This window comes from Paenibacillus sp. LPE1-1-1.1 (assembly GCF_040676435.1).
In the GTDB taxonomy this organism is placed as follows: domain Bacteria; phylum Bacillota; class Bacilli; order Paenibacillales; family Paenibacillaceae; genus Pristimantibacillus.
In genome coordinates, this window is the sequence record NZ_JBEGHY010000034.1 from 676128 (window position 1) to 697431 (window position 21304).

Genomic DNA, 21304 nt, shown 5'->3' on the forward strand with positions numbered 1-21304 from the left:
CTTTTCTTATACTCACAAGATTGTTTAAGAAATCCTTAGTGGTTTTTTTAATTTGCAATATTTACGGATGCGCAAGTCTACGTGTCAAGAATGGGATAAAGTTCTTGTTAGCGTTACGAGGCTCGGTTACCCAGGTAATCGACTAGTTTCCTAATAGATGTCGAAGTCGAGTGGAATCGCATATAATGTCTAGAAAAAATCAGACTATAGAAAGGAAGATTGCATGTCTGATGATATTATCATTGCTGCGGTTGGAGATCTCCTGATGAAGCCGCTGCTTATTCGATCAATGCGTACTAGCGATAAATTAGGTGACAACGGGCTTTATGCTTTCGAGCAGGTGTTTGAACCAGTTTCCCAATATCTGCAGGATGCGCATCTGACGATAGGCAATCTCGAGACAACCTTTGCCGGTGGATCGGAAGACGGATACACGAAGACGATTCGAAATCCGAGGAATGGAAATCCGGTCTTCAAATGTCCGGATAACTTCGCCTCGGCTTTGAAGACCATTGGTTTCAATGTGCTCGCTACGGCAAATAACCATTGCATGGATTATGGTGTTCGCGGGCTCAAACGGACGCTCGAAGTACTTGATAAGAACGGGATTGCCCATGTCGGAACGTACCGGAACAGGATTGAGTCTCGAAAGCTCTGTGTTCATGTTGCCGGAGGGATTCGTATCGGCGTACTCTCGTATACGAGGGACACGAACGGCAATACCGTTCCTAAGGGGCAGCCTGCCGGCGTTAAGAAGATTGTACGCATGAACATGAAACAAGATTTGAAACGATTGCGGAGGATATCGGATTTCATTATAGTCTGCGTGCATAACGGATTTGAATATCACCGAAGTCCATCTGCCCACCAAAAGGAGCTGGTCCGATTCTTGTTTCGTCAGGGAGCTGATGTGGTTCTTGGCGCGCATCCGCATGTTCTTCAGCCAGCGGTGTACCGCACTGTGAAAGATATAGAAGGACGGATGAGAAAACGGTTCGCGATCTACTCACTGGGTAACTTTATTTCCACGCGGCTACACGGCAAGGATGCCGCTTTAACCGGTATTATTGTTCGTATCCGAATTCGGAAAACATCCGACGGCTACGTCCGGCTAGCAGGTATTGAATACATACCGACTTGGGTATGTATCTCGAAGGATGGCAAGCAACGAAGCTGTCGGGTTGTGCCGATTCATGAGGCGCTTCAAAAGCCTGAGAGCTATTTCGCCGGGCAGATGGGCCGGATGAAACGCACCTATCGTAGTACGCTTCGCATGTATAAAGGGGGCGACCCACTGCCGAGCAACTCGTTGTAAACCCCGCTTTGGAAATTCGGTCTCTCTTTTTGAGTTCAAAGATGATTTCCCTATTGTCCACCTGGCAGGCCCATATTCAAGCGGGAGCCCCCTTGCAACATTTATTGGAGGGCAATTTCGCTGACCAGCAAGGAACGGCCCCGATAATAAACAAAATATTTCTGTATTACAGCAAAGGGATGTTCGGAGATGGTAACGAGAAGGCGTACGGACGTATTGATCCCGATGGCAAAATTACTGAAATCGGCTATCAATGGACGGTCGGAGGAAATGTTATACAAGAACGCGGCGTTTTTAAGCTCGAGCTGTATGACGAGAAACGGGCGGATGCTTCGGTTGAATAAAAAGGATCAACCTACGTAAGAAATGTCGCCAACTTGCAATGTTGCGGCATAAATCATATTTTTACAAAACAGGGCATTGAACCGGTGAACCAGCCCTTGAGGGGCTGGTTTTTAAATACATAAGGTTATTTATTGAAAATACCGTTACGCTAACGGGCAGGATAGCGTGGAAGAGCAAAGGAGCCTCCACTCAAGTTGGGGGCTCCTTTGCTTATTCAGAACTCCCCTGATTAGCTTTGTCACGTAGAACCACATTAGGAACAAATCGAACATAGATAAGTTCTCCAGCAAGCTCGACAATGGTTTGCGTCATAATAATTGCAGCGACTAGAGTGCTCCAGTTTTCAGGTAAAGCTAGAGCAAGGGGAAGAACCACAAGGGAATTACGTGTTCCCGAACTAAATATAACAGCTCGTCCTGACCTAACATCTAGTCTAAACCATTTTACGATAAAGCGAGTAATGAACGGCATGATGAGCATGAATGCGATATAAATAGGAATAACTTTGATAATTAGATCCGAGTAGGCGGTTAACTTGCTAATTTGCGATGATACAACAATAAAAAGGGTTAGCGCCATCAACGGAACAGGAATCCATGCCGAGGCATCTAAAAAGCTTTGAGCACTACGACGAGTTTTATTAGAAAACAGTTGTAATCCTATAGCCAGCAGAAGTGGCACCACGATGATAATAAGAAAAGCTTCTATAAAAGGTCCCGGATTCACAACTTCAGAAGCTTTTTTGCCCATGAATATCCACAGATAAACGGGTAATAAGATCATTTGCGTCACAAAAAGTATTGGTGTTGATAGGAGCATAGCTTTTTCATTTCCACGGCCTAGATGAGTAAAAACAATGACATAATCTATGCACGGTGCCAGTAAAACAAGATACACACCCAGTAATACAGGAGCCTGTTGAGGCAGGAACTGAGATAAAAGCCAAACGACAATCGGTACCGCAATATAATTGGCGGTTAGGATGGCTAGGATAAAACGTCGATTACCAAGCGATTCCTTCATGGATGTAAAAGGAATCTGTGTAAACATGCCAAACATTAAAACAGCGATGACGACAGAAATTAATATGTGATTATCTAATGTCGTCATTAGATTAGGGGCTAATAAGCCAAGACCAGCTGCGAGCACTAATATCGCGACATAAAGCCAAATCTGTTTTTGCTCAAGTTTCTCCCGGTTTATCACTCGTTACCTTCTCTCCTCTAACACGATCCTTCGTTTTCTATTTTATCCTTGCATTCCGATACGCAGGGGACAGCCTCGTTCAGATTGCATCACCATTGATATTTCTTGTACTGATTATCGTATCTTGGGCACTACGTCCACCGAGTCGCAAACTAAAAGCTCAGTAGTGTATTGAACTAACAGGAAACGATAGTGAGGGAGCTTGCCGCGCGGCAGCTCTCTTTTTGTTCATTCTAATAATGGTCAAGACCCCATTTGATGGACAGTGAAAAAAGACCTAGGCAACGAGCGGGCGCCGATACTCAAAGCTGATCCGGACAAAGCCTGCTGCAATGTGATCGGCGGGGAAAGCCAATTCAGCAATATCGTAGTGAAAGCGTGCCAATAGGAGACTTCAATCTGGTTCCGAAGTCGGAGTTGAAGCGCAGGAGAATCAATACATGTTTAAAAGCCATCCCGCCAAGGATGGCCAAAAGCTTGCCGTTACAAACAACGCGGAGATCCGAACGGTAAGTAACGAGTCGCTCGCCTTTATTTGCCGAGACTAATGATATACTCTACGGTTTGCGGATCAGAGTGGGAGAAAAATAAACTTTCTCCTGTATCGAGTGCAGCTATTTTCTCCATTTCCTCCGCTGTCAGAGTAAAGTCAAATACATTATAGTTTTCTTCCATTCTATTTTTATTGACTGTTTTGGGAATAACTACTACGTCTCTCTGAATCAAGAAGCGCAAAGCAACCTGGGCTGTAGATTTGTTATATTTATCGCCGATTTCTTGTAAGGTTGAGTTCGTGAATAAATTGTTTTTTCCTTCTGCAAAAGGACCCCAGGATTCAATCTGCGTATTGTATTTTTTCATAAGCTCATGTGCTGCTGCCTGCTGATTAAAGACATGAGTTTCCACCTGATTCACAGCTGGTACCACTTCGCTGAACTCAACTAGATCTACATATCTGTCCGGATAGAAGTTGCTAATCCCGATCGCTCTGATTTTACCCTCTTTATAGAGTTCCTCCATAGCACGGTACGTTCCATAGTAATCATTAAATGGTTGATGGATCAGGACCAGGTCTAGATAATCAAGCTGGAGTTTGTCCATGGATGTCTGGATGGATGCTTTTGCTTTGTCATAACCAGCATTGGAAATCCAAACTTTAGTGGTGATGAAGAACTCTTCTCTTGGCACTCCACTTTTTTTGATTGCGCGGCCTACTGCTTCTTCATTCTGGTAGACCTGTGCGGTATCAATGGAACGATAACCCACGCTAATCGCATCAAGTACGCATCTTTCACATTCCACTGGATCTTGAATCTGATAAACCCCAAAGCCTAAGATTGGCATTCTGACTCCATTGTTCAAAGTTACAAATTCCATTTCAATTCCTCCTATTTTTTTGATTTTTTGGTCTTTCAACTGCTACAATTAGCATATTACACCCTTCGTGTTACACGAAGGCAAGAGGAATCTATTTATTTTTTTATTAGGAGGAATTTCATGTACACGGTAAAAGAAGTAGCGAAAATGCTTGACTTAAGCGAGCATGCGATTCGGTTCTACACGGATAAGGGATTGATACCAAGCCTACTGCGAGATCAAAATAACAACCGCCTATTCAATGAGGAATCCGTCAATTGGCTTATTGGAGTAAAGATATTAAAACAATGCGGGATGTCTATCGAAGATATTAAAACCTATGCAGATCTTTGCATAAAAGGCGATTCTACCATTCAGGAACGCTACGAGATCATTTTAAGGCAAAAAGAACATGCCCTCCTTCAATTGAAGGCAGCGAGAAATACAGTTGATTATTTGGAAGCGAAATCCAACTATTACCTTAACATTATAGAGGGTGTAATTGCGGATAGCTCCAACCCCGCTAAATGGCCACTTAAGTATGAATTAAATGAAGTTTGGGACACGATCAAGCAAGTTGGAGCCAAATGACGTTGCTCACGCAATTGCAAAGCAAGGCAGAAGGTAGTCACTGCTAGCTCATAAACAGCGAGTTCTCAACATTTTTTCCATAGTATTTTCCGGTTGTTTTAGGCTTTTTATTTTCCGTGTTTATCACGTGTTGCGACAACCTCAGTAAAATCAACTAAATTGCTTCCACACTTTTTTATCACCTGACACTCCCGAATGTTGTGAGAGTCAAATCAAACAGAAATCACATTTTTCTACTCTTTTAAAGTTTGCACTTGGTTTTATAATTGTATTTGTATTCTTATTAATTTTGATTGGAATATTTCAATTTATAAACACTTCTGATTCTATTTCCTAATCCTGGATAACTAGAACATACTCATTACGCTAACGGGTACAAAGTTAAATGAATACCACGACGGCAGCCGAACTAATCGATCGGCTGTTTTTTTTGTTGAAATAATGTAGGAGTGAGAATTATTACATAAGGCGGGGGAAGATATATAAAAACACGCGAAAGGAGTTACAACTACATGTGGAAACTAATTGTTACATTGTTACTGTCAGTTTACATCATTTCAGGGAAAGAATTCGCTTCAGCTCAAGAACCACTTGAGGAATTGCCTCTGAAAATGGGTTATAAATCGGTTGATGATGCGGTCTGACCCATCCAAAGAAAATCCTTTATTACGCTAACGGGGAACGATAGTTCAATGATAGAAGCGGCTTTCTAGGATTTTATTTCTCGTCCATGACTGCCGTCGTATTCGGAACATACAGTGTAAATAGGAGCTAAAGATAATCTAACCGATTAGAAACTGGAATGAAAGACCATAATAATTATAGATAAAAATATAAGGGATGATATTATGATTTATATCTATAATGACTATGGTGGGACTCATACAACAGCTCTGGCAGCCGCCTATCATTTAAAAGAAATTACGCAATCAGAACGAAAACTAACTAAAGAAGAAATATTAAATGTTAACTATTTCAATAAATTAACTAAAGATGATTCGGGAAAAATCATTTTTCACGGGATAGATGAAAATGGAGATTCAGTATATACAATAGGACGGAGATCCTCCAAATTTGTTGTTCCCGCATTAAAAAGCTTAAGCGTATTACTACAAAGCAAACATCATTTTCATGAAAAAATAGTATTCTCTAATACGTCACCAACAGTCCCGTTCGTCATGTCAATTGGGGGTTTTTTCTCAAGAGGATTAAAAATTGATTTTATTGGTGTGCCGTTATTAGTTATAGGCGCAAAACAATGTTGTGATAATATTTTTCGGTTGGTTGAAAATACGAAACAAATAGGGAAGTCCTCAAATGAGGAGAAAATTATTATTTTGGAAAATGAAACCTATAAGTAATCCTGTAATTAATAAAGAGGATGTAAGGCCTTTTTCTTCTGTTGAAGGTGGGTTATATTTTGATGCTTTTGCATATACAGACGCAGTCGACTTGTTAGTTGATGAATGTCGTGCCAAAGGCGTAGAAATAGTTAATGGTCTTAACTACTCTGAACACTGGAGTGAGTTTACTATGAAAGATGCTGATGGATATCGTATCGCCTTTGGTGGTGGAGTAAGTAAACAGTTAGATTAAGGTAACGGGTAACGATAGTTGAATAACAAACATTAATGAGCAGGCGCTACGGCGACCTGCTCATTGTATTAAGCTCCCATGGAAGAACGCAATATTATTCTATAATCTGTGGTGTCGAACTATCGGGCAGGATAGTTTAAGATCATTCGCTGAGAGTCGTATCACAAGTACCGTGAAAAAAGCATAGAAAAACATCGAGACCGGGTACGCAGACCGGAAATAACCGCCCTCTTCATTCGCTTAGCATGTCGAGGGCGGTTAATGTTTTATATGGTTTGTAGGGGCGGCCGTGTAATTATTTCGTTTACACTGGCATTATCTAGTTCCTTAATAGCGTATGCAATCGCTCTGACGACATTGTACGGGGATATCGACTCTGATTAACATGGTTGTTGCACACCTTTGAACCATACGGATTTGATCGACAAGGTATCCGAGATGTTGGTTGTCGGATCACCGTTTACTAGTATAAGATCAGCGCGCGCACCTTCGGCAATACGGCCGCGATCGATAAGACCAAAGCAACGGGCCGGTTTCGCGGTAGCCGACTGAAGCGCTTCTATCGGAGTGAACCCGGCCTTAACCAGCAATTGCATTTCATGATGGACGCTGGCTCCATGAGCAAGGCCGCCAAGATTCGGAACGGGAACCGGCGCGACATCCGTCCCTACCAGAATATCAACTCCGGCACGGTGAAGGTCCATCACATTCTTAAAGCTGTTCTCCATATTTCCTTGCGGAAACGTATTGAAGCTTGAGTTCAAAGTATCGATCCAATCCGGACTTAATTTGGAATGAACACGCGGATCATTCGCCAATTCCGATGCCGGATTTCCAATAATAGATGAATTCAACACCAAGCACGGTGTAACAAAAGCGCCTGAACCCGCTATGGATTTCACTAACTCGGACGTGTACTCGGGTCTGTCGATAAACAAGTGGCCCAAACCGTCGACTCCAAAATCGATGGCTTCTTGCGATGAAAGAGCCGTCAAGACGTGGGCGATGACTAGCTTATCGAACTTGTGGGCTTCTGTCACGGCTGTTTTTAGAATCTCGTCGCTTAGTACAGGCAGGCCAGGTGCACCCATGACCGTTCCTTCTTCAATCATGATCTTAATATAGTCGGCTCCATTTTCCACTTGGGAATGAACATGTTTAATCGCCTCTTCCACCGTCGTCACTTGCGGTATTTCTTCATGATCGTGAGCGTATGCGGCCAACATCGCTTCCCGGTCTTCCTCCGATAACTTCTCTAGTTCCTTTAATACGAATTCCGGTATTTCATCTCCATCCGGCAGTAATTCATCTGGGTGTCCGCCCGGAGCGGTGATCGCTGTGCCAGCAGAACGGACGTCTGCGGCGTCATTCACATTTTTCAACTGAATCTCGCGTCCTCTTTTAGTAAAATCGCCGTTCATTTCGAGTTCAGTTGTAACGCCGAATTTTAAGGCATCACGTAATCCGCCGATTGAGGTGTGAACATGTGCATCAATCAGACCAGGCATTAGAGTCGCATTTTCTCCATCGATAATCGTTGCATCGGCCGGAAGGTCTCCGCCCACTGAAATAATGGACTCCCCTTTAATGACAACATGTATGGGCGCAATAATTTGATCTCCATCAAAGATACGTACATTTGTAATCGCCGTAACTTGTTCTAAAGCAGCATTTTGAGTTATCTTCTCCATTTGAATTCCTCCCAAGTGTTTGTTGCCCAACAATTCGGAGTATAACTGTTAGTCATCTAACTGTCAACAAACTAATATTCGTTTGACAAGCCTATAGGATCACTGTATAGTTTAGTTGCTTACAGTTAGACTTCTAACAATCACAGGGGGGACGATCATGCAATTCCGAAAGGATACGCCTTATCTGGATTTGTTTCAGATTATCGGTCTTAAGTTAAAGAAAAGAGCGGACGAGAGTATAAAAGAGCTGGGGTTAAACGCTCAACAAGGAAAAGTAATCGATTATATTTACCAGAACCAAAATAATCATATTATTCAAAAGGACCTTGCAGATCGGTTTCATCTACGTGGAGCCAGCATTACAAGCATGCTTCAAGGTCTAGAGCAAAAAGGGTTCATCGAGCGCAAAATCCCGGTCAATAATGAACGGCAAAAAAATATTTATGTTTTGCCAAAAGCGATTGAACTGATTGAAGACTTTCAAGACTCATTCCAAAAGGTGGAGGATGAAATCGTTCAAGTCCTTACCGAGGAGGAGAAGCAAATCTTAAAGGAAATGTTGATCAAAATTAATGAACGCTTATAATGGAGGAAAAAATCTACCCAACGGCTGCTTTCAAAGAAATACCGAAGCGGCACGGGATAAGTTATTACAGGAAATCAAAAAAATCATTGAACTAACGGGGAACGATAGCTTAACAATCACCAGGACGATGAAACGGCGGCCTCGCATAGCAACGACAGTACATGGGTTAAAGGAAATATCTAATGGATTTCTAGAATAAATTAAAAGAGATTTGACCTCAAGTTAGCTTTTTTATTGCAAATTAAAGGAGCAATTAATGAAATTTACAATTTCGTGGTTAGTATTTTTGAACGTCAAGAACGAAAACAAAGCAGATAAATTGATAACTCAATTAAGTAGCTCCATAACCTTAGAAGTAAAAAACCTAAAATATGAACCATATTGGAAAGAGCCTAAGTGGATAAAAGCAGAATTTACAACTCCATATCACGAAGAGATGAATTTTCAAGAAGCCGTCTTTAATACTCTGCAAGCCGTAAATAATATAGGTTACCAATGGAGCGTATTCTCACCAAGGAACAACATTAACAATGATAATAGTCAAATGGTATGCAACTTTGAAGGAATTTGTACAAATCCAAGAATTACAGGTATTGAATGGGCGCAGTTTGTATTACAAACAGATACTAAAATTGAATATGGATGGAATCATTAAGAATGTTTTTTTAAGCGGGAGCAGTTTGCCACGGTTGCTGCTCCTTAGTTGTTAATTAATCTAACGGGCAGGATAATGCCAAAAGGGTCTATAATATAATTTGTAACATGCTTACTGTGGGGTGAAGATGTGGCTGGTCTAAGAGAGTTAATTACTTTTCTTAACAAATTAGAGGATAATAATATATTTTATAAACTAAACAAAGTCCGAAATGAAGCTATCATGGTTGAGGTAGCTATTCCTGGTCAACGGTGGGAGATAGAATTTTTGGAAGATGGTACAGTAGAGGTCGAAAAATTTATCAACGATGGAGACTTTTATGATGTTAAAGAGTTGGAGTCTCTGTTTAAAAATTTCAGTAATTAATTCAGAAAATCATTCAACTAACGGGACACGTTAGTTCAATTGTCAGAAAATAAAGTGTTAGACTCGGAAAATAAAGTTGTAGACTGGCCGTTGGCGTTAAACGTGCAGGATAACGTAGTAGTAATCCTGCAGCTCCGTAGCTTATTCAGCCAATCAATCGTTCAAAGCGGCGATGTCGAGCCCGCGAAGGCGTGCCTGGTCGGCAATCATGCCGATCTCGGTGATCTTGCCATCCACAACCGTGAATTCGAGAATGAATATCGGTTGATCCAAATGACCCGCGATGACGCCTGCCGATCCGTTCACGAGCGCCGGATTCATGCCGCCCCGGGCACGATTGGCGAATTGCTTGGCCTGATTGGCCACGGCCTCTGAACCGCGAACAACCGGCGCATTTGCGACTGGCGCGAATACGGGGTCGTTTCGAAGTACGACATTCGGGTCCAATACCGAGAGCAGTTTCTCAAAGTCTCCGGTGCGTGATGCAGCAAGGAACGCATCGACTAGCTCCCGTTTTCGCTTGAACTCCGCTGTTTCCGAAGTCGACTCGGCACTGAACCCGACGACGTGCGCGGCTCGCAAGCTGTCTTGCTGCGACCTCGTTACGCCCTATAATTGGAGGAACGCAGATCACCATCGTTTTCCAAACCGAAGACAAAGAAAAAGCGACCCAATATTTCGAAGCATTGAAGCAAGGCGGTCGAGTGAACGACCCGCTGCAAGCTAGTTTCTTTAGCCCCGCTTACGGTAATGTAACGGATAAATTCGGTATCACGTTCCAGATCCTTACAAAAGGACGTCAGTGATCTATCGCTCCATTGATTTATTGCATCATAAACACCGAATCTGCTTTGAAATATGTTGTCATTCCGCTAATCGGAGAACGTTAGTTCAATAAAGTAGCGGCAGTCTAGGATTTTATTTTTCGGTCCAAGGCTACCGCTGTTTCTATATTCAAGCCAGTCTAACACTTTATTTTCATCGAACAACTCTAATTAATCTGAACCAGCTGCCACTGTTGATTGAGATCGCCGCGGTACAGATTTTGCTGAATCTTCGCTCCATCGGCCGTGGAGGATCCGACAACTTCGACCGCTTTGTTGCTGTTCACGTTGAGGACGCTCCAATAGCCGTTGCTCATTTTAATCAATCGGAACTGCTGCGCGGTATTGGAGAGATCCTGCATAAGCTGAATCGCTTCCTCATTGTTTTTCGTTCCGTTACGAACATCCATGACTTTGTTGTCAGACGAGCTTACGCTTCGCAATTCGTAATAGTTATTGTAGGTGCCTTGATCCGTGACGACCCAGCGCTGTGCGGTCGCATTGTTGTCCGTCCACTGTTGAAGCTGCAGCGCGTTCGTGTTCTGGCCTCCCGGTACCTCGAGTATTTTACCCGAAGCACGGTTGACGAGTTTGTAAGTCGCTCCATTCGTGACTCCATTCCATATGCCATTCCAAGGATTAAACTGCGCGCGTTCATAGACGAGCGAGAAGTATCCATTGACAGGTTGTTTGCTCAGTAGGGAAAGTTTATAATTTTCGGCAGTTAAACAAATGCCATCAGAAAGGGGAACGAAATACGATGAGTTCGATTGACCATGATTCGATTAGACATACCGCTCCGCCAGGATTTGACCAGTACAGGGAGGACATTTCCCGCGGCCAAATTGAAACGGTTGAATACTTCTCTACGACGGTGGGCAGCAAGCGCAAAGCGATGATTTACATCCCTCCCGGTTATTCCGAAGATCAAAGGTATAACGTTCTTTATTTATTGCACGGTATCGGCGGCGACGAGGCGGAATGGTACAATCATGCGGGGCCGCAAGTGATTCTTGATAATTTGTATGCAGAACGAAAGCTTGCGCCCATGATCGTTGTCTTGCCCAACGGTCGTGCCATGGCGAACGACCGGGCGGAGGGAAATCTATTCGACGCGAACAAATTAAAGGCGTTCGAAGACTTCGAATCCGATTTGCTGCATGATCTCATTCCTTATATGGAATCGAACTATTCGGTTCTAATAGGGAGAGAGAACCGTGCTCTGGCCGGTCTATCGATGGGAGGAGGGCAATCGCTCAATATCGGTTTAGGAAATCTCGATCGATTCGCTTGGATCGGCGGTTTTTCTTCCGCACCTAATACGAAGGAACCCGAGCTGCTTGTCCCGAATCCGGAAGAAGCGTCGGCTAAGCTCAGACTGCTCTGGCTGTCATGCGGGCTTCTTGACAACCTTAAGTATGTCAGCGATCGGACGCATGCCTATTTGGAATTGAACAATGTGCCACACATTTGGTACGAGGAGAGCGGAGGCCATGATTGGCCGGTTTGGAAAAACGATTTATACCATTTTTCCCAACTTATATTTAGATAACCTGTCTAGCGACTGACGGTACACCGGTGAATAATAATCGGAGGCTGCGGATTCAAGGCAGGCATCAACGGCACATCGCAAGGCGTTTCTACAACCGCACGTTGATGAATCAAATGGGCATGAAGCCGCTCCAGCAATATTTTGAACGAAGATAATTGTAATTGAGAAAATTTTACTATGTAACAACTCCCTGCCTGATCGCTTATGGATATATCTTTTTGAATAGAAAAACTGTGATTTGGAATTTTATCGGAGGGATGTGATGATACGGCAGTTGCAGTTGCATTACTAGATAGAACTGGATTTTGGGCATGCATAAACGTTCATGACTTGTTAGGACGGTTGCGGGAAGTTAACCCGTTACCGTTCTTTTTCGTATGTCACATATTTTAGCCGCATTCAACATGGGAGATTAAATGGTCTCGTCAGGCCGCTCGCCAGATACCAATACTCGATCCCGAGACATCATTTCCGACCGCAGCACGGTATTCCCGGTTCGTGAAGTGGTTGTACCTCACACCTGTAAAATGAACGACAAGTCGACTTAGCGTGAGACTTGAGATCAAAAAATGACAACGCTTTCTTTAAAATGTTGGCTTACGAAGCTCTCTCCCTCCGGTGTAGACTTGATATCAAGGGAGGGACATATATGGATCTTGGCACACAAATGACAAACGGTTCAGCCAATAATCAAAGTCGAACGGATTATTGGAAGCGATTCAAAAAACAAAAGGTACTTCATCTTTTCGTGGGGCTCGGAATGATTTTCCTGCTGATCTTCGCCTATTCTCCAATGTTCGGCATCGTGATGGCGTTCAAAAATTATTCCATCTCCACCGGAATAAGAGGAATCTTCACAAGCGAGTGGGTCGGCCTTAAACACTTCGACGAGTTCGTCAACGATTATCAATTCGGAACCATTGTCCGCAATACGCTGGTCTTAAGTTTTCTCAAAGTGATCTTTGCCTTTCCGGCTCCAATACTGCTGGCGATTTTGCTGAACGAAGCGAAAAATCTACGGTTCAAGAGGTTTGTCCAAACCGTCAGCTACTTGCCCCATTTTATTTCGTGGGTAGTAGTAGTAGGACTAGCTTTCGCTTTCCTGTCTGCCGATATCGGCCTTGTCAACAAGGCGCTGATGAGTCTCGGTTGGATCGACAAGCCGCTCGACATTCTTACGAACCCCGATCATTTCTGGGGGCTTGCGGTAGGAAGTGCGGTGTGGAAGGAGATGGGTTGGTGGACAATCATTTTCTTGGCCGCCATCGCGGGAATTAATCCTTCCCTGTATGAGGCCGCGCAAATCGACGGCGCAGGGAGATTGGCGCGTATTCGCCACATTACGTTGCCCGGCATGCAGGGAACGATCATCGTCGTGCTGATCTTGACGATAGGCAGCATACTGGGCGGAGGTCTGGTAGGCTCGAATTTCGAACAAGCTTTCCTGCTAGGCAACAGCATCAACAATCCAACCTCGGAAATCGTGCAAACCTACGCGTTCAAGGTGGGATTAAGGGACGGGCGCTTCTCGTATGCGGCTGCCATCGATTTGATCCAATCTGTGATCTCCGTGACGCTAATCTTCTCCAGCAACTATATCGCCAAGCGATTGTCGGGATCTAGCTTATTTTAGGAAGGGGGAGACAGGCGATGACGCTTAGCCAACGACAAAAGGATCGCATAATGGATGCAGGAGTCGCGATCGTACTGTTCATGATCATGCTGTGTATGCTTTATCCGTTTTATTACGTTCTTATTTTATCATTTAACAAGGGGACTGATTCGCTTCTCGGTGGCGTTTATTTGTGGCCACGGACCTTCACATTCGAGAACTATGCCCGCTTTTTGAATGATCCTCATTGGTATCAAGCCTTTTTGGTAACCATTTCGAGAACCGTTTCAGGAACCGTGCTGGGGGTTTTGTTTACCTGTCTTGTGGCATACGGGCTCTCGCATCGCGATCTTATGTTTCGTAAATCGTATTTCACGATCGTTATTTTTGCGATGTATTTCTCGGGAGGACTTATTCCCTACTACGTGGTGCTTCGCTCACTTGGGCTTCTGAATTCATTTGGCGTATACATCATCCCATCCATGCTGAGCACATTTTTCTTGTTGATTGCCATCTCGTTTTTCCGGGAAATTCCTCAGGAACTGAAGGAATCCGCGCATATAGACGGAGCCAATGAAATCGTCATTTTTTACAGAATCATAATGCCGGTATCCATGCCCCTAATCGCGACTATGGCTCTTTTCACAGGTGTTGGTCAATGGAATTCCTGGCTGGATTCCGCTTATTTCGTACAATCGGAAGAATTGAGAACGCTTGCATTCAGAATGATGGAAGTGATCAACAAGAGCAGTGCACCCGTAGACGCTCTTGCCGCAGCGAATAAAGCGGCAGCCGGTGTTACAAGCTATTCGCTTCAGGTAGCGGCAATGGTTGTCTCCATTGCACCAATTGTATGCGTATATCCATTCCTTCAAAAGTTTTTTATCCAAGGTATTATGTTGGGTTCAGTAAAAGGTTAACCGATTCGCATAATATTAAAGCGCATGCTTTGATATATAATAAAACATTCATTGGAGGGGTTACATTGAACAAATTCAGAAGCAAGAAATTTTTGTTCTTATCGCTGGCAGTTATGCTGGTGCTTAGTTTGCTGGCCGCATGCTCCCAAAATACGGCTGATCCCGGAGAAAGCAATGAACCCGGGAACGAAACGAGTTCGAACAGCGGAGAAGAAGTAAAGGAGCTTTCGTTGTTTATCGATGCTTCTTGGTATCCTGTAAAGGAATGGAAGGGTTCGGTTGCCGAGAAAATTACAGAGAAAACAGGCATCAAGCTCAAAGTTACGGTTGCAACCGACGATAAGCAACTTCCCCTCATGATCGCTTCGGGAGATCTTCCGGATCTTGTTTTCACCAACGCCAACATTGACCGGATGTCCGATTCCAAGCTCTCCTATCCGTGGAACGAGCTGATCGAGAAATATGCGCCTGAATTCAAGATCGACAATACAAGAATCGCGATCCATACGATGGATGATGGCAATTTCTATACGGTCCGTAACTCTTTTGCGACTCAGGAGGAAATGGCGCAAAATAAATATGCGATCGGCAGCGATGGCAATCCCGGGATCGCCGTGCGTGAGGATATACTGAAAGAACTCGGCAATCCGTCCATCCAGTCGCTGGACGACTTTACGAAAGTACTGGGAATGGTTAAAGAAAAGTATCCCGATATGGTACCGCTCATTATGGATAAAGATTGGATCGAGCAATACTTCATTCAGCAGATCGGCGTGGAAGCACTGATGGATGGCTGGTACGAGCAAGACGGAGAAATTGAATATGCCATTAAGCATCCGAAAATGCTCGATTACTTCAAATTTATGAATAGCTTGTATCGAAACGGTTATATTCTGGCGGAGAATTTCGCTCATGCGAATGACCAAATCGACGATCAATACGCAACAAGCGGAAAGGCATTTGCTCATAGTCATACAGTAAACGTGGCGGATATGGATAATATCGCTGTTAAAAAAAATGGAGGAGCTTATACGTTCAAGATGCTGCCGAGCGCCTTGTCAAGCGATGCTAAGTCGGTTAGTACGGGTCTTGGCTTTGCCGGCACCTTCATCACAAAGGAAAACAAAGATCCTGAAGCTTCAATTAAGTTCATTGAGTATTTGGCTAGCGACGAGGGCAAGAAATTGACTATGTTCGGGGTTGAGGGCGAGCATTGGACTTGGAACGAAGAAGGATATCCGAATCTGAACTATGATCCGTCGGACAGCGAATTCGTGAACAGCAACGGCATTAAATGGTGGTATTTGTATAATGACGGGATCACGGAAGGCATGCTTGGATATGTTCCGGGTACGCAAAAGACGCAAGCCTTGATGGAAAGGAAAGCGATAACGATATATAAACCGGAAATTGGCTTAATCCAGACGCAGCCGGATTCGGAGGAAAAAACGATTAAAACAAAAATTGACGAAATGATCAAAAATGAAAAGGTGAAAATTTATTTGTCCAAAACAGAGGAAGAAGCAATTGCCAATTACGAAAATATGATTAAAACCGCAGAGAGCATGGGCCTGCAAAAGCTGGTGGATTGGGCAAATCAAACGTATCAGAAGAAAAAGGATTTGTTTAAGTAAGAGGGTTGTCCGGTAGAGGCTGTAATTGCTTCTCCCGGACCTTGCTTGCTCATGGTAATATAAAGACAAGACATAGCGATTAAGATCGGAGTGAGTTTGTCCCCATGAGCATTACGCGTAAAATGATTTTGGGATATATCATTCTTATTTTCATTCCGGTTCTCGGCTTCGGGTACCATTACTACACACAAACTTATGGCAATCTGACCAGGCAGTTCGTGGAAAGCCGGCAAAAGATTCTCGAGCAGGCATATGCCAACATGAAAAGCGATTTTATACGCATTCAATCGGTTCAGCGTTTGCTGCAATATAATCCTTATGTCACGGATTATCTGGATGGCGTGTACCAGACCGATGCGGATAGCGTTTATGCGCTTATTCGCTACATTCGGCCGCTGTATACGCAGTCGTTGTTCGCCAATCCTGAGATTGAATCGATTGTCATCTACAAGATGAAAAATCGCGTTTTACCGGTAACGGATCTCTTCCGTGATCAATCTTTGCTAAATGCGCAAATCGAAGAGAAAGTCGAACATTTGAAACCGGGCAAAGGGTTGTGGATACGCGAAGAGCCCGAAGCGGCAAAGCCTGACTTGATCTATTATCAGCATATTTACAATACGCAATTCACGGAAAGAATCGGGCTTCTGGAGATTCGAATTCGTAATAGTCTGATTGGGAATTTTTACGCTGCGGCCGGAGTGGAAGGGAATTGGCACGCCTTCTTGTTGTCACCTGATGGTCGACCGCTTAACGAAGGCGAGGCGGCATCGGCGCTTGACGAACAGACTCTACATCGGTTGGGGCAAGACGATAGTGCATTTTTCATCAATCGAAAGTCGATCGTCAACGGAATAAATATCGATGAACTGAACGTTAGAGTCGTTGTTGCGGGACGAGCCGGCGAAGTTTTTTATTCGATCAAGCAGCGAGAACTTATTTTAGTAACATTAATCGTCCTTTTGTTGGTCGGCTTGTCCGTTGCTTATTACGCGATGGCATCGACCATAACCAAACGGATTCTGAGATTAGCCAGATTTATGCGAACGTTGAATAACGATAATTTGAGACAGCACATCATTAAGCACGACAAGTTGGATGAAAAGGATGAAATCGGTTTTCTTACAGCCACCTACAACTCCATGGTTCAACGCGTGGACGAATTAATCAATAATGCACACCGCGCCGAGCTTCGGAATAAAGAAGCCGCTTACATGGTACTGCAGGCGCAGATCAAACCGCATTTTTTGTACAATACCCTTGAAACGATCCGAATGGTCGCCGAATCGAACAACGACAGAGAGGCCGCGGATATATCATTCTGGTTTGGGAAGCTAATGCGATACAGCCTGTCATCGAAGCAGGACGTGACGACTCTTGAGAGAGAACTTGAAATGATCACCTTCTATTTGAAAATCCACAAGATGCGCTTGCAGGCCAGGCTAACTTACGAAATTGACGTTTCAGTCGAGGCGAAGCATATTGCGTGTCCTCGCTTTATATTGCAGCCGATAGTGGAGAATAGCATCGTGCATGGCGCGTCCGCCGTTCTCCGGCCCGTTCATGTTCGGCTTCAGGTAGAAGAGACGCCTGAAGAAATCCGGATCAGGATAGAAGACAACGGCCCTGGAATTGCGTTAGATAAACTGCTCGCCATTCAAAATCAAATAACGAATGGATCAGAGCTCAGATCGGAAGGGGAAGAAAGCCGGGGTATAGGCATTTATAATGTAAGCGAGCGTATCAAATCATTTTTTCGCGGCACTTCAAGGCTAAACCTTGAAAGCAGGCAAGGGGAGGGGACCTGCGTCACTATCATCATCGATAAAGGGGAGGCGAAGAATGAAAGTATTGATCGTGGATGACGAGCCATTGATTTTGAACGGCATTGTCAAGATCGTCAACGAGTCGATGCCTCTCGGTATGGAGGTTCGAGCTGCTTCCAGCGTGCCCGAAGCGCTTGATGTGATGAAAGCCTATCTGCCGGATGTTACCGTGACGGATCTGCACATGCCCGAGAAGAACGGATTCGATTTGATTGAAGAAGCCAGAGAATCGGGATTATGCGACCGCTTCATCATTTTGACCGGATACGAATACTTTGAATATGCGCGGAGAGCGCTGCGTGCGGGGGTCGTCGACTATTTGATGAAGCCGGTCGATAGGGATGAAATCGCGGAACTGCTGAAACGCATTGCCGAGGAGCTTCCCATCGAGCGTGATTCCAGCGGCTACGCTATTCATGCCCAGCGCATCTTGGCCTACTTGGACAAGCATTATATGCAGGATCTTTCGCTGGAGCATCTTGCAGGGCTGATGGATCTACATCCGCACTATATCAGCAGATTGTTCAAGAAGGAAACGGGAGAAAACTTCGTAAACTACTTGAACGGCCTGCGAATTCGCGAAGCGAAGAAGCTGCTCAACCATCAGCAGCATCTTACGGTCAATGCAATCGGTCAGCGGGTAGGGTTCGAAAGCAATCATTACTTTTCTAAAGTATTCAAGAAATTTACGGGGGTTACCCCCGGCGCCTATCGTGAAGACCGCACTTAAACTTATACGGAATAGAGGTGTCCGGCCATGTTCTAAGACAATCCATCCTATAAAATGAAAATTAGCTCAATTCGCGTTGAGCTTATCCGTGTCAGCGCGAATAACGAGAAACGAACATAAGGAGGAGTAGGACAATGAAACAGCTGCTTTACGGTGTGGCTTATTACGACGAATACATGCCTTACGAACGGCTCGAAGAAGATATACGCATGATGAAGGAGGCAGGAATCAACCTCGTCCGCATCGCCGAATCGACGTGGAGCACGCATGAACCGCAGAATGGCGTTTTCGATTTTTCTAGCGTCGACCGCGTGCTTACCGCGATGCACCGGGCGGGCATTCACGTCATCATTGGTACACCGACTTATGCGGTTCCGACATGGATGGTGAGAGAGCATCCCGACGTACTGGCGGTTACCCCGGACGGTCCCGGTCGATATGGGGCGCGGCAAATAATGGATATTACAAATCCGACGTACCTGTTCTATGCGGAACGCATCATTCGCAAGTTGATCGCGCGCGTTTGCGGCCATCCCGCCGTCATCGGATATCAAATTGACAACGAGACGAAACATTACCGTACAAGCGGTCCGAACGTACAGCTGCGATTCGCGAAATACATCAAGGACAAATTCGGTACGGTGGAACGGGTAAATCAGGAATTCGGGCTCGATTACTGGAGTAATCGGATTAACAGTTGGGAAGATTTTCCTTCGGTTGTCGGCACGATTAACGGAAGCCTGGGGGCGGAATTCGCTCGTTTCCAGCGGCGGCTCGTCACTGAATTTCTGGCATTGCAAGCTTCGATTGTAAACGAGTACAAACGCCCAGACCAATTCGTTACGCATAATTTTGACTTTGGCTGGAGGGACGGTTCGTTCGGTGTGCAGCCGGATGTTGACCATTTTTCCGCGGCGGAAACGCTGGATATCGTCGGTGTAGACATTTATCACCCATCGCAAGACAATCTCACCGGCAAAGAGATTTCGTTCTGCGGCGACACCGCCCGTTCACTCAAGCAAGCAAATTACTTCGTGCTGGAGACGCAGGCACAAGCTTTCCCGAATTGGACGCCATACCCCGGCCAGCTGCGGCTTCAGGCGTTCAGCCATCTGGCATCAGGGGCCAATATGGTCGAGTACTGGCATTGGCATTCCATTCACAATGCTATCGAGACGTATTGGAAAGGACTTCTCAGTCATGACATGGGTCCGAACCCGACCTACGAAGAGGCGATGACAATCGGACGCGATTTCGCGAGGTTGTCTCCGAAGCTCATTAACTTGAAGAAGAAGAACCGTGCAGCCTTGCTTGTCAGCAACGAAGCGTTGACGGCGCTTCAATGGTTCCCTCTGCCCGGAAGGAAAGCCGATTACAATGACATCGTCCGCCTCATGTATGACCGGCTGTATGAAATGAACATCGGCTGCGATATTTTGTCGCCAGATTCGGATGCACTCGATCAATACGACCTAATTGTCATCCCTGCGCTGTATGCGGCATCGGACGATACGCTTGATCGATTGAACCGGTATGTGGAAAACGGCGGACATGTTGTTTACACGTTCAAGAGCGGTTTTGCAAACGAACATATCAAGGTCCGGACGAATGTGCAGCCCGGACGTATCGACGAGGTTTGCGGCATTCGGTACAGCCAGTTCATCCAACCTGATAAGGTGATACTCAAGGGAGACCCGTTCGGGGTAGGTGCGGAGCACAACAAGGTAGAAGTCTGGATGGAGCTGCTTACCCCGACGACTGCGGAAGCGCTCGCTTGGTACGAGCACCCGCACTGGGGGGCTTATGCAGCCGTTACCGAGAATCGTTACGGCAAAGGCATCGCGACGTATATCGGCTGCATGCCGAGCGCTCAAGTCATGGCGAAAGTACTGGAACGGGCCAGCAAGGCAGCAGGACTATGGGGCCCCGAGCAAGATTGTCGCTACCCATTAATCGTGAAGTCCGGAACGAATGAAGCAGGCCGGGAGATTCGCTACTTTTTCAACTATTCTGACGCGTCTATTTCGTTCACTTATTCGTTCGAGGACGGTACCGAACTGCTCTCGAACCGTAAAGTTTGCATAAATGAACAGATCGAACTCGACCGTTGGGGTGTCGCGATTGTCGAAAGTGTTACATCGTAGTCTTAACAAGCAAATCGAAAGCCGCGCTTCTCTTCATAGAGCGCGGCTTTCGATTGTAACTATATATCCATTTCCTGTTGATTTTCCTCGGTAATAAGCACGGCGGGGATGCGAAGTACTATCATGGTACCGACACCTATCTCGCTTGTGATCGCAATATTGTAGTTTCCCCCGTAATGCAAGCGGATTCTCTCTTGAACGTTTTGCAAGCCAAAGCCGCTGCCTCCGGTCTCGCTAGAATTATGTGTAACCGGCAGGTTGCGTCGGAAGTTTTCCAACACTTTTTCAGGCATTCCGATCCCGCCATCCTTCACTTGAATGAGCAGGTCGTCTGCCATTCGGCGAACGCTTATCG

At 45.0% G+C, this 21304-nt stretch carries 23 protein-coding genes; 18 read left to right on the forward strand and 5 right to left on the reverse strand.

The window, feature by feature from the left end:
- The first annotated feature begins 223 nt into the window (after nucleotides 1–223).
- Together MRBLPE1_RS26105 and MRBLPE1_RS26110 are read left to right on the forward strand one after the other, a co-directional pair.
- Nucleotides 224–1315: a CapA family protein gene (locus MRBLPE1_RS26105; RefSeq protein WP_364151193.1), complete on the forward strand. Its 1092-nt coding sequence runs from the start codon at nucleotides 224–226 to the stop codon at nucleotides 1313–1315.
- 92 nt (nucleotides 1316–1407) lie between these two features.
- A complete protein-coding gene (locus MRBLPE1_RS26110; RefSeq protein WP_364151195.1) occupies nucleotides 1408–1659 on the forward strand; it encodes a hypothetical protein in 252 nt (83 codons plus the stop codon).
- Between the two features lie 211 nt (nucleotides 1660–1870).
- Here the strand turns inward: MRBLPE1_RS26110 and MRBLPE1_RS26115 are convergent, their stop codons facing one another.
- Both MRBLPE1_RS26115 and MRBLPE1_RS26120 read right to left on the reverse strand, forming a co-directional pair.
- Complete coding sequence (locus MRBLPE1_RS26115) at nucleotides 1871–2866, reverse strand: arsenic resistance protein (protein ID WP_364151198.1); 996 nt, start codon at nucleotides 2864–2866, stop codon at nucleotides 1871–1873.
- 531 nt (nucleotides 2867–3397) lie between these two features.
- Nucleotides 3398–4243: an aldo/keto reductase gene (locus tag MRBLPE1_RS26120; protein WP_364151200.1), complete on the reverse strand. Its 846-nt coding sequence runs from the start codon at nucleotides 4241–4243 to the stop codon at nucleotides 3398–3400.
- Nucleotides 4244–4363: 120 nt separating this feature from the next.
- On the opposite strand from MRBLPE1_RS26120, the gene MRBLPE1_RS26125 reads away from it, so the two are divergent.
- The 4 genes from MRBLPE1_RS26125 to MRBLPE1_RS26140 all read left to right on the forward strand — a co-directional run bounded on the left by MRBLPE1_RS26125 (nucleotide 4364) and on the right by MRBLPE1_RS26140 (nucleotide 6409).
- A complete protein-coding gene (locus MRBLPE1_RS26125) occupies nucleotides 4364–4813 on the forward strand; it encodes a MerR family transcriptional regulator (RefSeq protein ID WP_364151203.1) in 450 nt (149 codons plus the stop codon).
- A 512-nt stretch (nucleotides 4814–5325) separates the two neighbouring features.
- Complete coding sequence (locus MRBLPE1_RS26130) at nucleotides 5326–5457, forward strand: hypothetical protein (protein ID WP_364151206.1); 132 nt, start codon at nucleotides 5326–5328, stop codon at nucleotides 5455–5457.
- Between the two features lie 204 nt (nucleotides 5458–5661).
- A complete protein-coding gene (locus tag MRBLPE1_RS26135; RefSeq protein WP_364151208.1) occupies nucleotides 5662–6174 on the forward strand; it encodes a DUF3189 family protein in 513 nt (170 codons plus the stop codon).
- A complete protein-coding gene (locus MRBLPE1_RS26140) occupies nucleotides 6131–6409 on the forward strand; it encodes a hypothetical protein (protein WP_364151210.1) in 279 nt (92 codons plus the stop codon). The genes MRBLPE1_RS26135 and MRBLPE1_RS26140 overlap by 44 nt, the downstream gene beginning before the upstream one ends.
- 380 nt (nucleotides 6410–6789) lie before the next feature.
- On the opposite strand, the gene MRBLPE1_RS26145 is transcribed toward MRBLPE1_RS26140, so the two are convergent.
- The gene (locus MRBLPE1_RS26145; protein ID WP_364151212.1) at nucleotides 6790–8100 is read right to left on the reverse strand and encodes an amidohydrolase family protein; all 1311 of its coding nucleotides are present in this window, start codon (nucleotides 8098–8100) and stop codon (nucleotides 6790–6792) included.
- A gap of 157 nt (nucleotides 8101–8257) precedes the next feature.
- Between MRBLPE1_RS26145 and MRBLPE1_RS26150 the strand changes: the two genes are divergently transcribed.
- The 5 genes from MRBLPE1_RS26150 to MRBLPE1_RS26170 all read left to right on the forward strand — a co-directional run bounded on the left by MRBLPE1_RS26150 (nucleotide 8258) and on the right by MRBLPE1_RS26170 (nucleotide 10513).
- The gene (locus MRBLPE1_RS26150) at nucleotides 8258–8686 is read left to right on the forward strand and encodes a MarR family winged helix-turn-helix transcriptional regulator (RefSeq protein WP_364151215.1); all 429 of its coding nucleotides are present in this window, start codon (nucleotides 8258–8260) and stop codon (nucleotides 8684–8686) included.
- A gap of 256 nt (nucleotides 8687–8942) precedes the next feature.
- Nucleotides 8943–9341: a hypothetical protein gene (locus tag MRBLPE1_RS26155; protein ID WP_364151217.1), complete on the forward strand. Its 399-nt coding sequence runs from the start codon at nucleotides 8943–8945 to the stop codon at nucleotides 9339–9341.
- Nucleotides 9342–9470: 129 nt separating this feature from the next.
- Nucleotides 9471–9707 carry a hypothetical protein gene (locus tag MRBLPE1_RS26160; protein ID WP_364151220.1) on the forward strand — a complete coding sequence of 79 codons (237 nt, stop codon included), beginning with the start codon at nucleotides 9471–9473 and terminating at the stop codon, nucleotides 9705–9707.
- A gap of 54 nt (nucleotides 9708–9761) precedes the next feature.
- Complete coding sequence (locus MRBLPE1_RS26165) at nucleotides 9762–10082, forward strand: hypothetical protein (protein ID WP_364151222.1); 321 nt, start codon at nucleotides 9762–9764, stop codon at nucleotides 10080–10082.
- A gap of 260 nt (nucleotides 10083–10342) precedes the next feature.
- Nucleotides 10343–10513, forward strand: coding sequence for a hypothetical protein (locus tag MRBLPE1_RS26170; RefSeq protein ID WP_364151534.1), 171 nt, complete (start codon nucleotides 10343–10345; stop codon nucleotides 10511–10513).
- A 185-nt stretch (nucleotides 10514–10698) separates the two neighbouring features.
- Here the strand turns inward: MRBLPE1_RS26170 and MRBLPE1_RS26175 are convergent, their stop codons facing one another.
- Entirely contained in the window at nucleotides 10699–11265 is a 567-nt protein-coding gene (locus MRBLPE1_RS26175; protein ID WP_364151537.1) for an RICIN domain-containing protein, read from the reverse strand.
- A 26-nt stretch (nucleotides 11266–11291) separates the two neighbouring features.
- Between MRBLPE1_RS26175 and MRBLPE1_RS26180 the strand changes: the two genes are divergently transcribed.
- The 7 genes from MRBLPE1_RS26180 (at nucleotide 11292) to MRBLPE1_RS26210 (ending at nucleotide 20949) form a co-directional block, all read left to right on the forward strand.
- Nucleotides 11292–12083, forward strand: coding sequence for an alpha/beta hydrolase (locus MRBLPE1_RS26180; RefSeq protein WP_364151224.1), 792 nt, complete (start codon nucleotides 11292–11294; stop codon nucleotides 12081–12083).
- Between the two features lie 649 nt (nucleotides 12084–12732).
- Nucleotides 12733–13716 (forward strand): ABC transporter permease, encoded by a 984-nt coding sequence (locus tag MRBLPE1_RS26185; RefSeq protein WP_114384098.1) that lies wholly within the window; start codon nucleotides 12733–12735, stop codon nucleotides 13714–13716.
- Nucleotides 13717–13733: 17 nt separating this feature from the next.
- Entirely contained in the window at nucleotides 13734–14615 is an 882-nt protein-coding gene (locus MRBLPE1_RS26190) for a carbohydrate ABC transporter permease (RefSeq protein WP_364151227.1), read from the forward strand.
- Between the two features lie 65 nt (nucleotides 14616–14680).
- On the forward strand, nucleotides 14681–16249 hold the full coding sequence (locus tag MRBLPE1_RS26195) for an extracellular solute-binding protein (RefSeq protein WP_364151229.1): 1569 nt from the start codon (nucleotides 14681–14683) through the stop codon (nucleotides 16247–16249).
- Nucleotides 16250–16353: 104 nt separating this feature from the next.
- Entirely contained in the window at nucleotides 16354–18114 is a 1761-nt protein-coding gene (locus MRBLPE1_RS26200) for a sensor histidine kinase (protein WP_364151232.1), read from the forward strand.
- A complete protein-coding gene (locus tag MRBLPE1_RS26205; protein ID WP_114384102.1) occupies nucleotides 18092–18805 on the forward strand; it encodes a response regulator transcription factor in 714 nt (237 codons plus the stop codon). The genes MRBLPE1_RS26200 and MRBLPE1_RS26205 overlap by 23 nt, the downstream gene beginning before the upstream one ends.
- A gap of 134 nt (nucleotides 18806–18939) precedes the next feature.
- Nucleotides 18940–20949: a beta-galactosidase gene (locus MRBLPE1_RS26210; protein WP_364151234.1), complete on the forward strand. Its 2010-nt coding sequence runs from the start codon at nucleotides 18940–18942 to the stop codon at nucleotides 20947–20949.
- 59 nt (nucleotides 20950–21008) lie between these two features.
- Here MRBLPE1_RS26210 and MRBLPE1_RS26215 read toward each other — a convergent pair whose 3' ends face one another.
- Nucleotides 21009–21287, reverse strand: coding sequence for a sensor histidine kinase (locus MRBLPE1_RS26215; protein WP_364151237.1), 279 nt, complete (start codon nucleotides 21285–21287; stop codon nucleotides 21009–21011).
- Nucleotides 21288–21304 lie beyond the last annotated feature (17 nt).

Coding starts and splice junctions, on each gene's coding strand:
- MRBLPE1_RS26140 (WP_364151210.1), top strand. CDS start 6,131: ATGAGGAGAAAATTATTATTTTGGAAAATGAAACCTATAAGTAATCCT.
- MRBLPE1_RS26135 (WP_364151208.1), top strand. CDS start 5,662: ATGATTTATATCTATAATGACTATGGTGGGACTCATACAACAGCTCTG.
- MRBLPE1_RS26145 (WP_364151212.1), bottom strand. CDS start 8,100: ATGGAGAAGATAACTCAAAATGCTGCTTTAGAACAAGTTACGGCGATT.
- MRBLPE1_RS26120 (WP_364151200.1), bottom strand. CDS start 4,243: ATGGAATTTGTAACTTTGAACAATGGAGTCAGAATGCCAATCTTAGGC.
- MRBLPE1_RS26205 (WP_114384102.1), top strand. CDS start 18,092: ATGAAAGTATTGATCGTGGATGACGAGCCATTGATTTTGAACGGCATT.
- MRBLPE1_RS26155 (WP_364151217.1), top strand. CDS start 8,943: ATGAAATTTACAATTTCGTGGTTAGTATTTTTGAACGTCAAGAACGAA.
- MRBLPE1_RS26215 (WP_364151237.1), bottom strand. CDS start 21,287: ATGGCAGACGACCTGCTCATTCAAGTGAAGGATGGCGGGATCGGAATG.
- MRBLPE1_RS26130 (WP_364151206.1), top strand. CDS start 5,326: ATGTGGAAACTAATTGTTACATTGTTACTGTCAGTTTACATCATTTCA.
- MRBLPE1_RS26105 (WP_364151193.1), top strand. CDS start 224: ATGTCTGATGATATTATCATTGCTGCGGTTGGAGATCTCCTGATGAAG.
- MRBLPE1_RS26210 (WP_364151234.1), top strand. CDS start 18,940: ATGAAACAGCTGCTTTACGGTGTGGCTTATTACGACGAATACATGCCT.
- MRBLPE1_RS26190 (WP_364151227.1), top strand. CDS start 13,734: ATGACGCTTAGCCAACGACAAAAGGATCGCATAATGGATGCAGGAGTC.
- MRBLPE1_RS26200 (WP_364151232.1), top strand. CDS start 16,354: ATGAGCATTACGCGTAAAATGATTTTGGGATATATCATTCTTATTTTC.
- MRBLPE1_RS26185 (WP_114384098.1), top strand. CDS start 12,733: ATGGATCTTGGCACACAAATGACAAACGGTTCAGCCAATAATCAAAGT.
- MRBLPE1_RS26150 (WP_364151215.1), top strand. CDS start 8,258: ATGCAATTCCGAAAGGATACGCCTTATCTGGATTTGTTTCAGATTATC.
- MRBLPE1_RS26180 (WP_364151224.1), top strand. CDS start 11,292: ATGAGTTCGATTGACCATGATTCGATTAGACATACCGCTCCGCCAGGA.
- MRBLPE1_RS26125 (WP_364151203.1), top strand. CDS start 4,364: ATGTACACGGTAAAAGAAGTAGCGAAAATGCTTGACTTAAGCGAGCAT.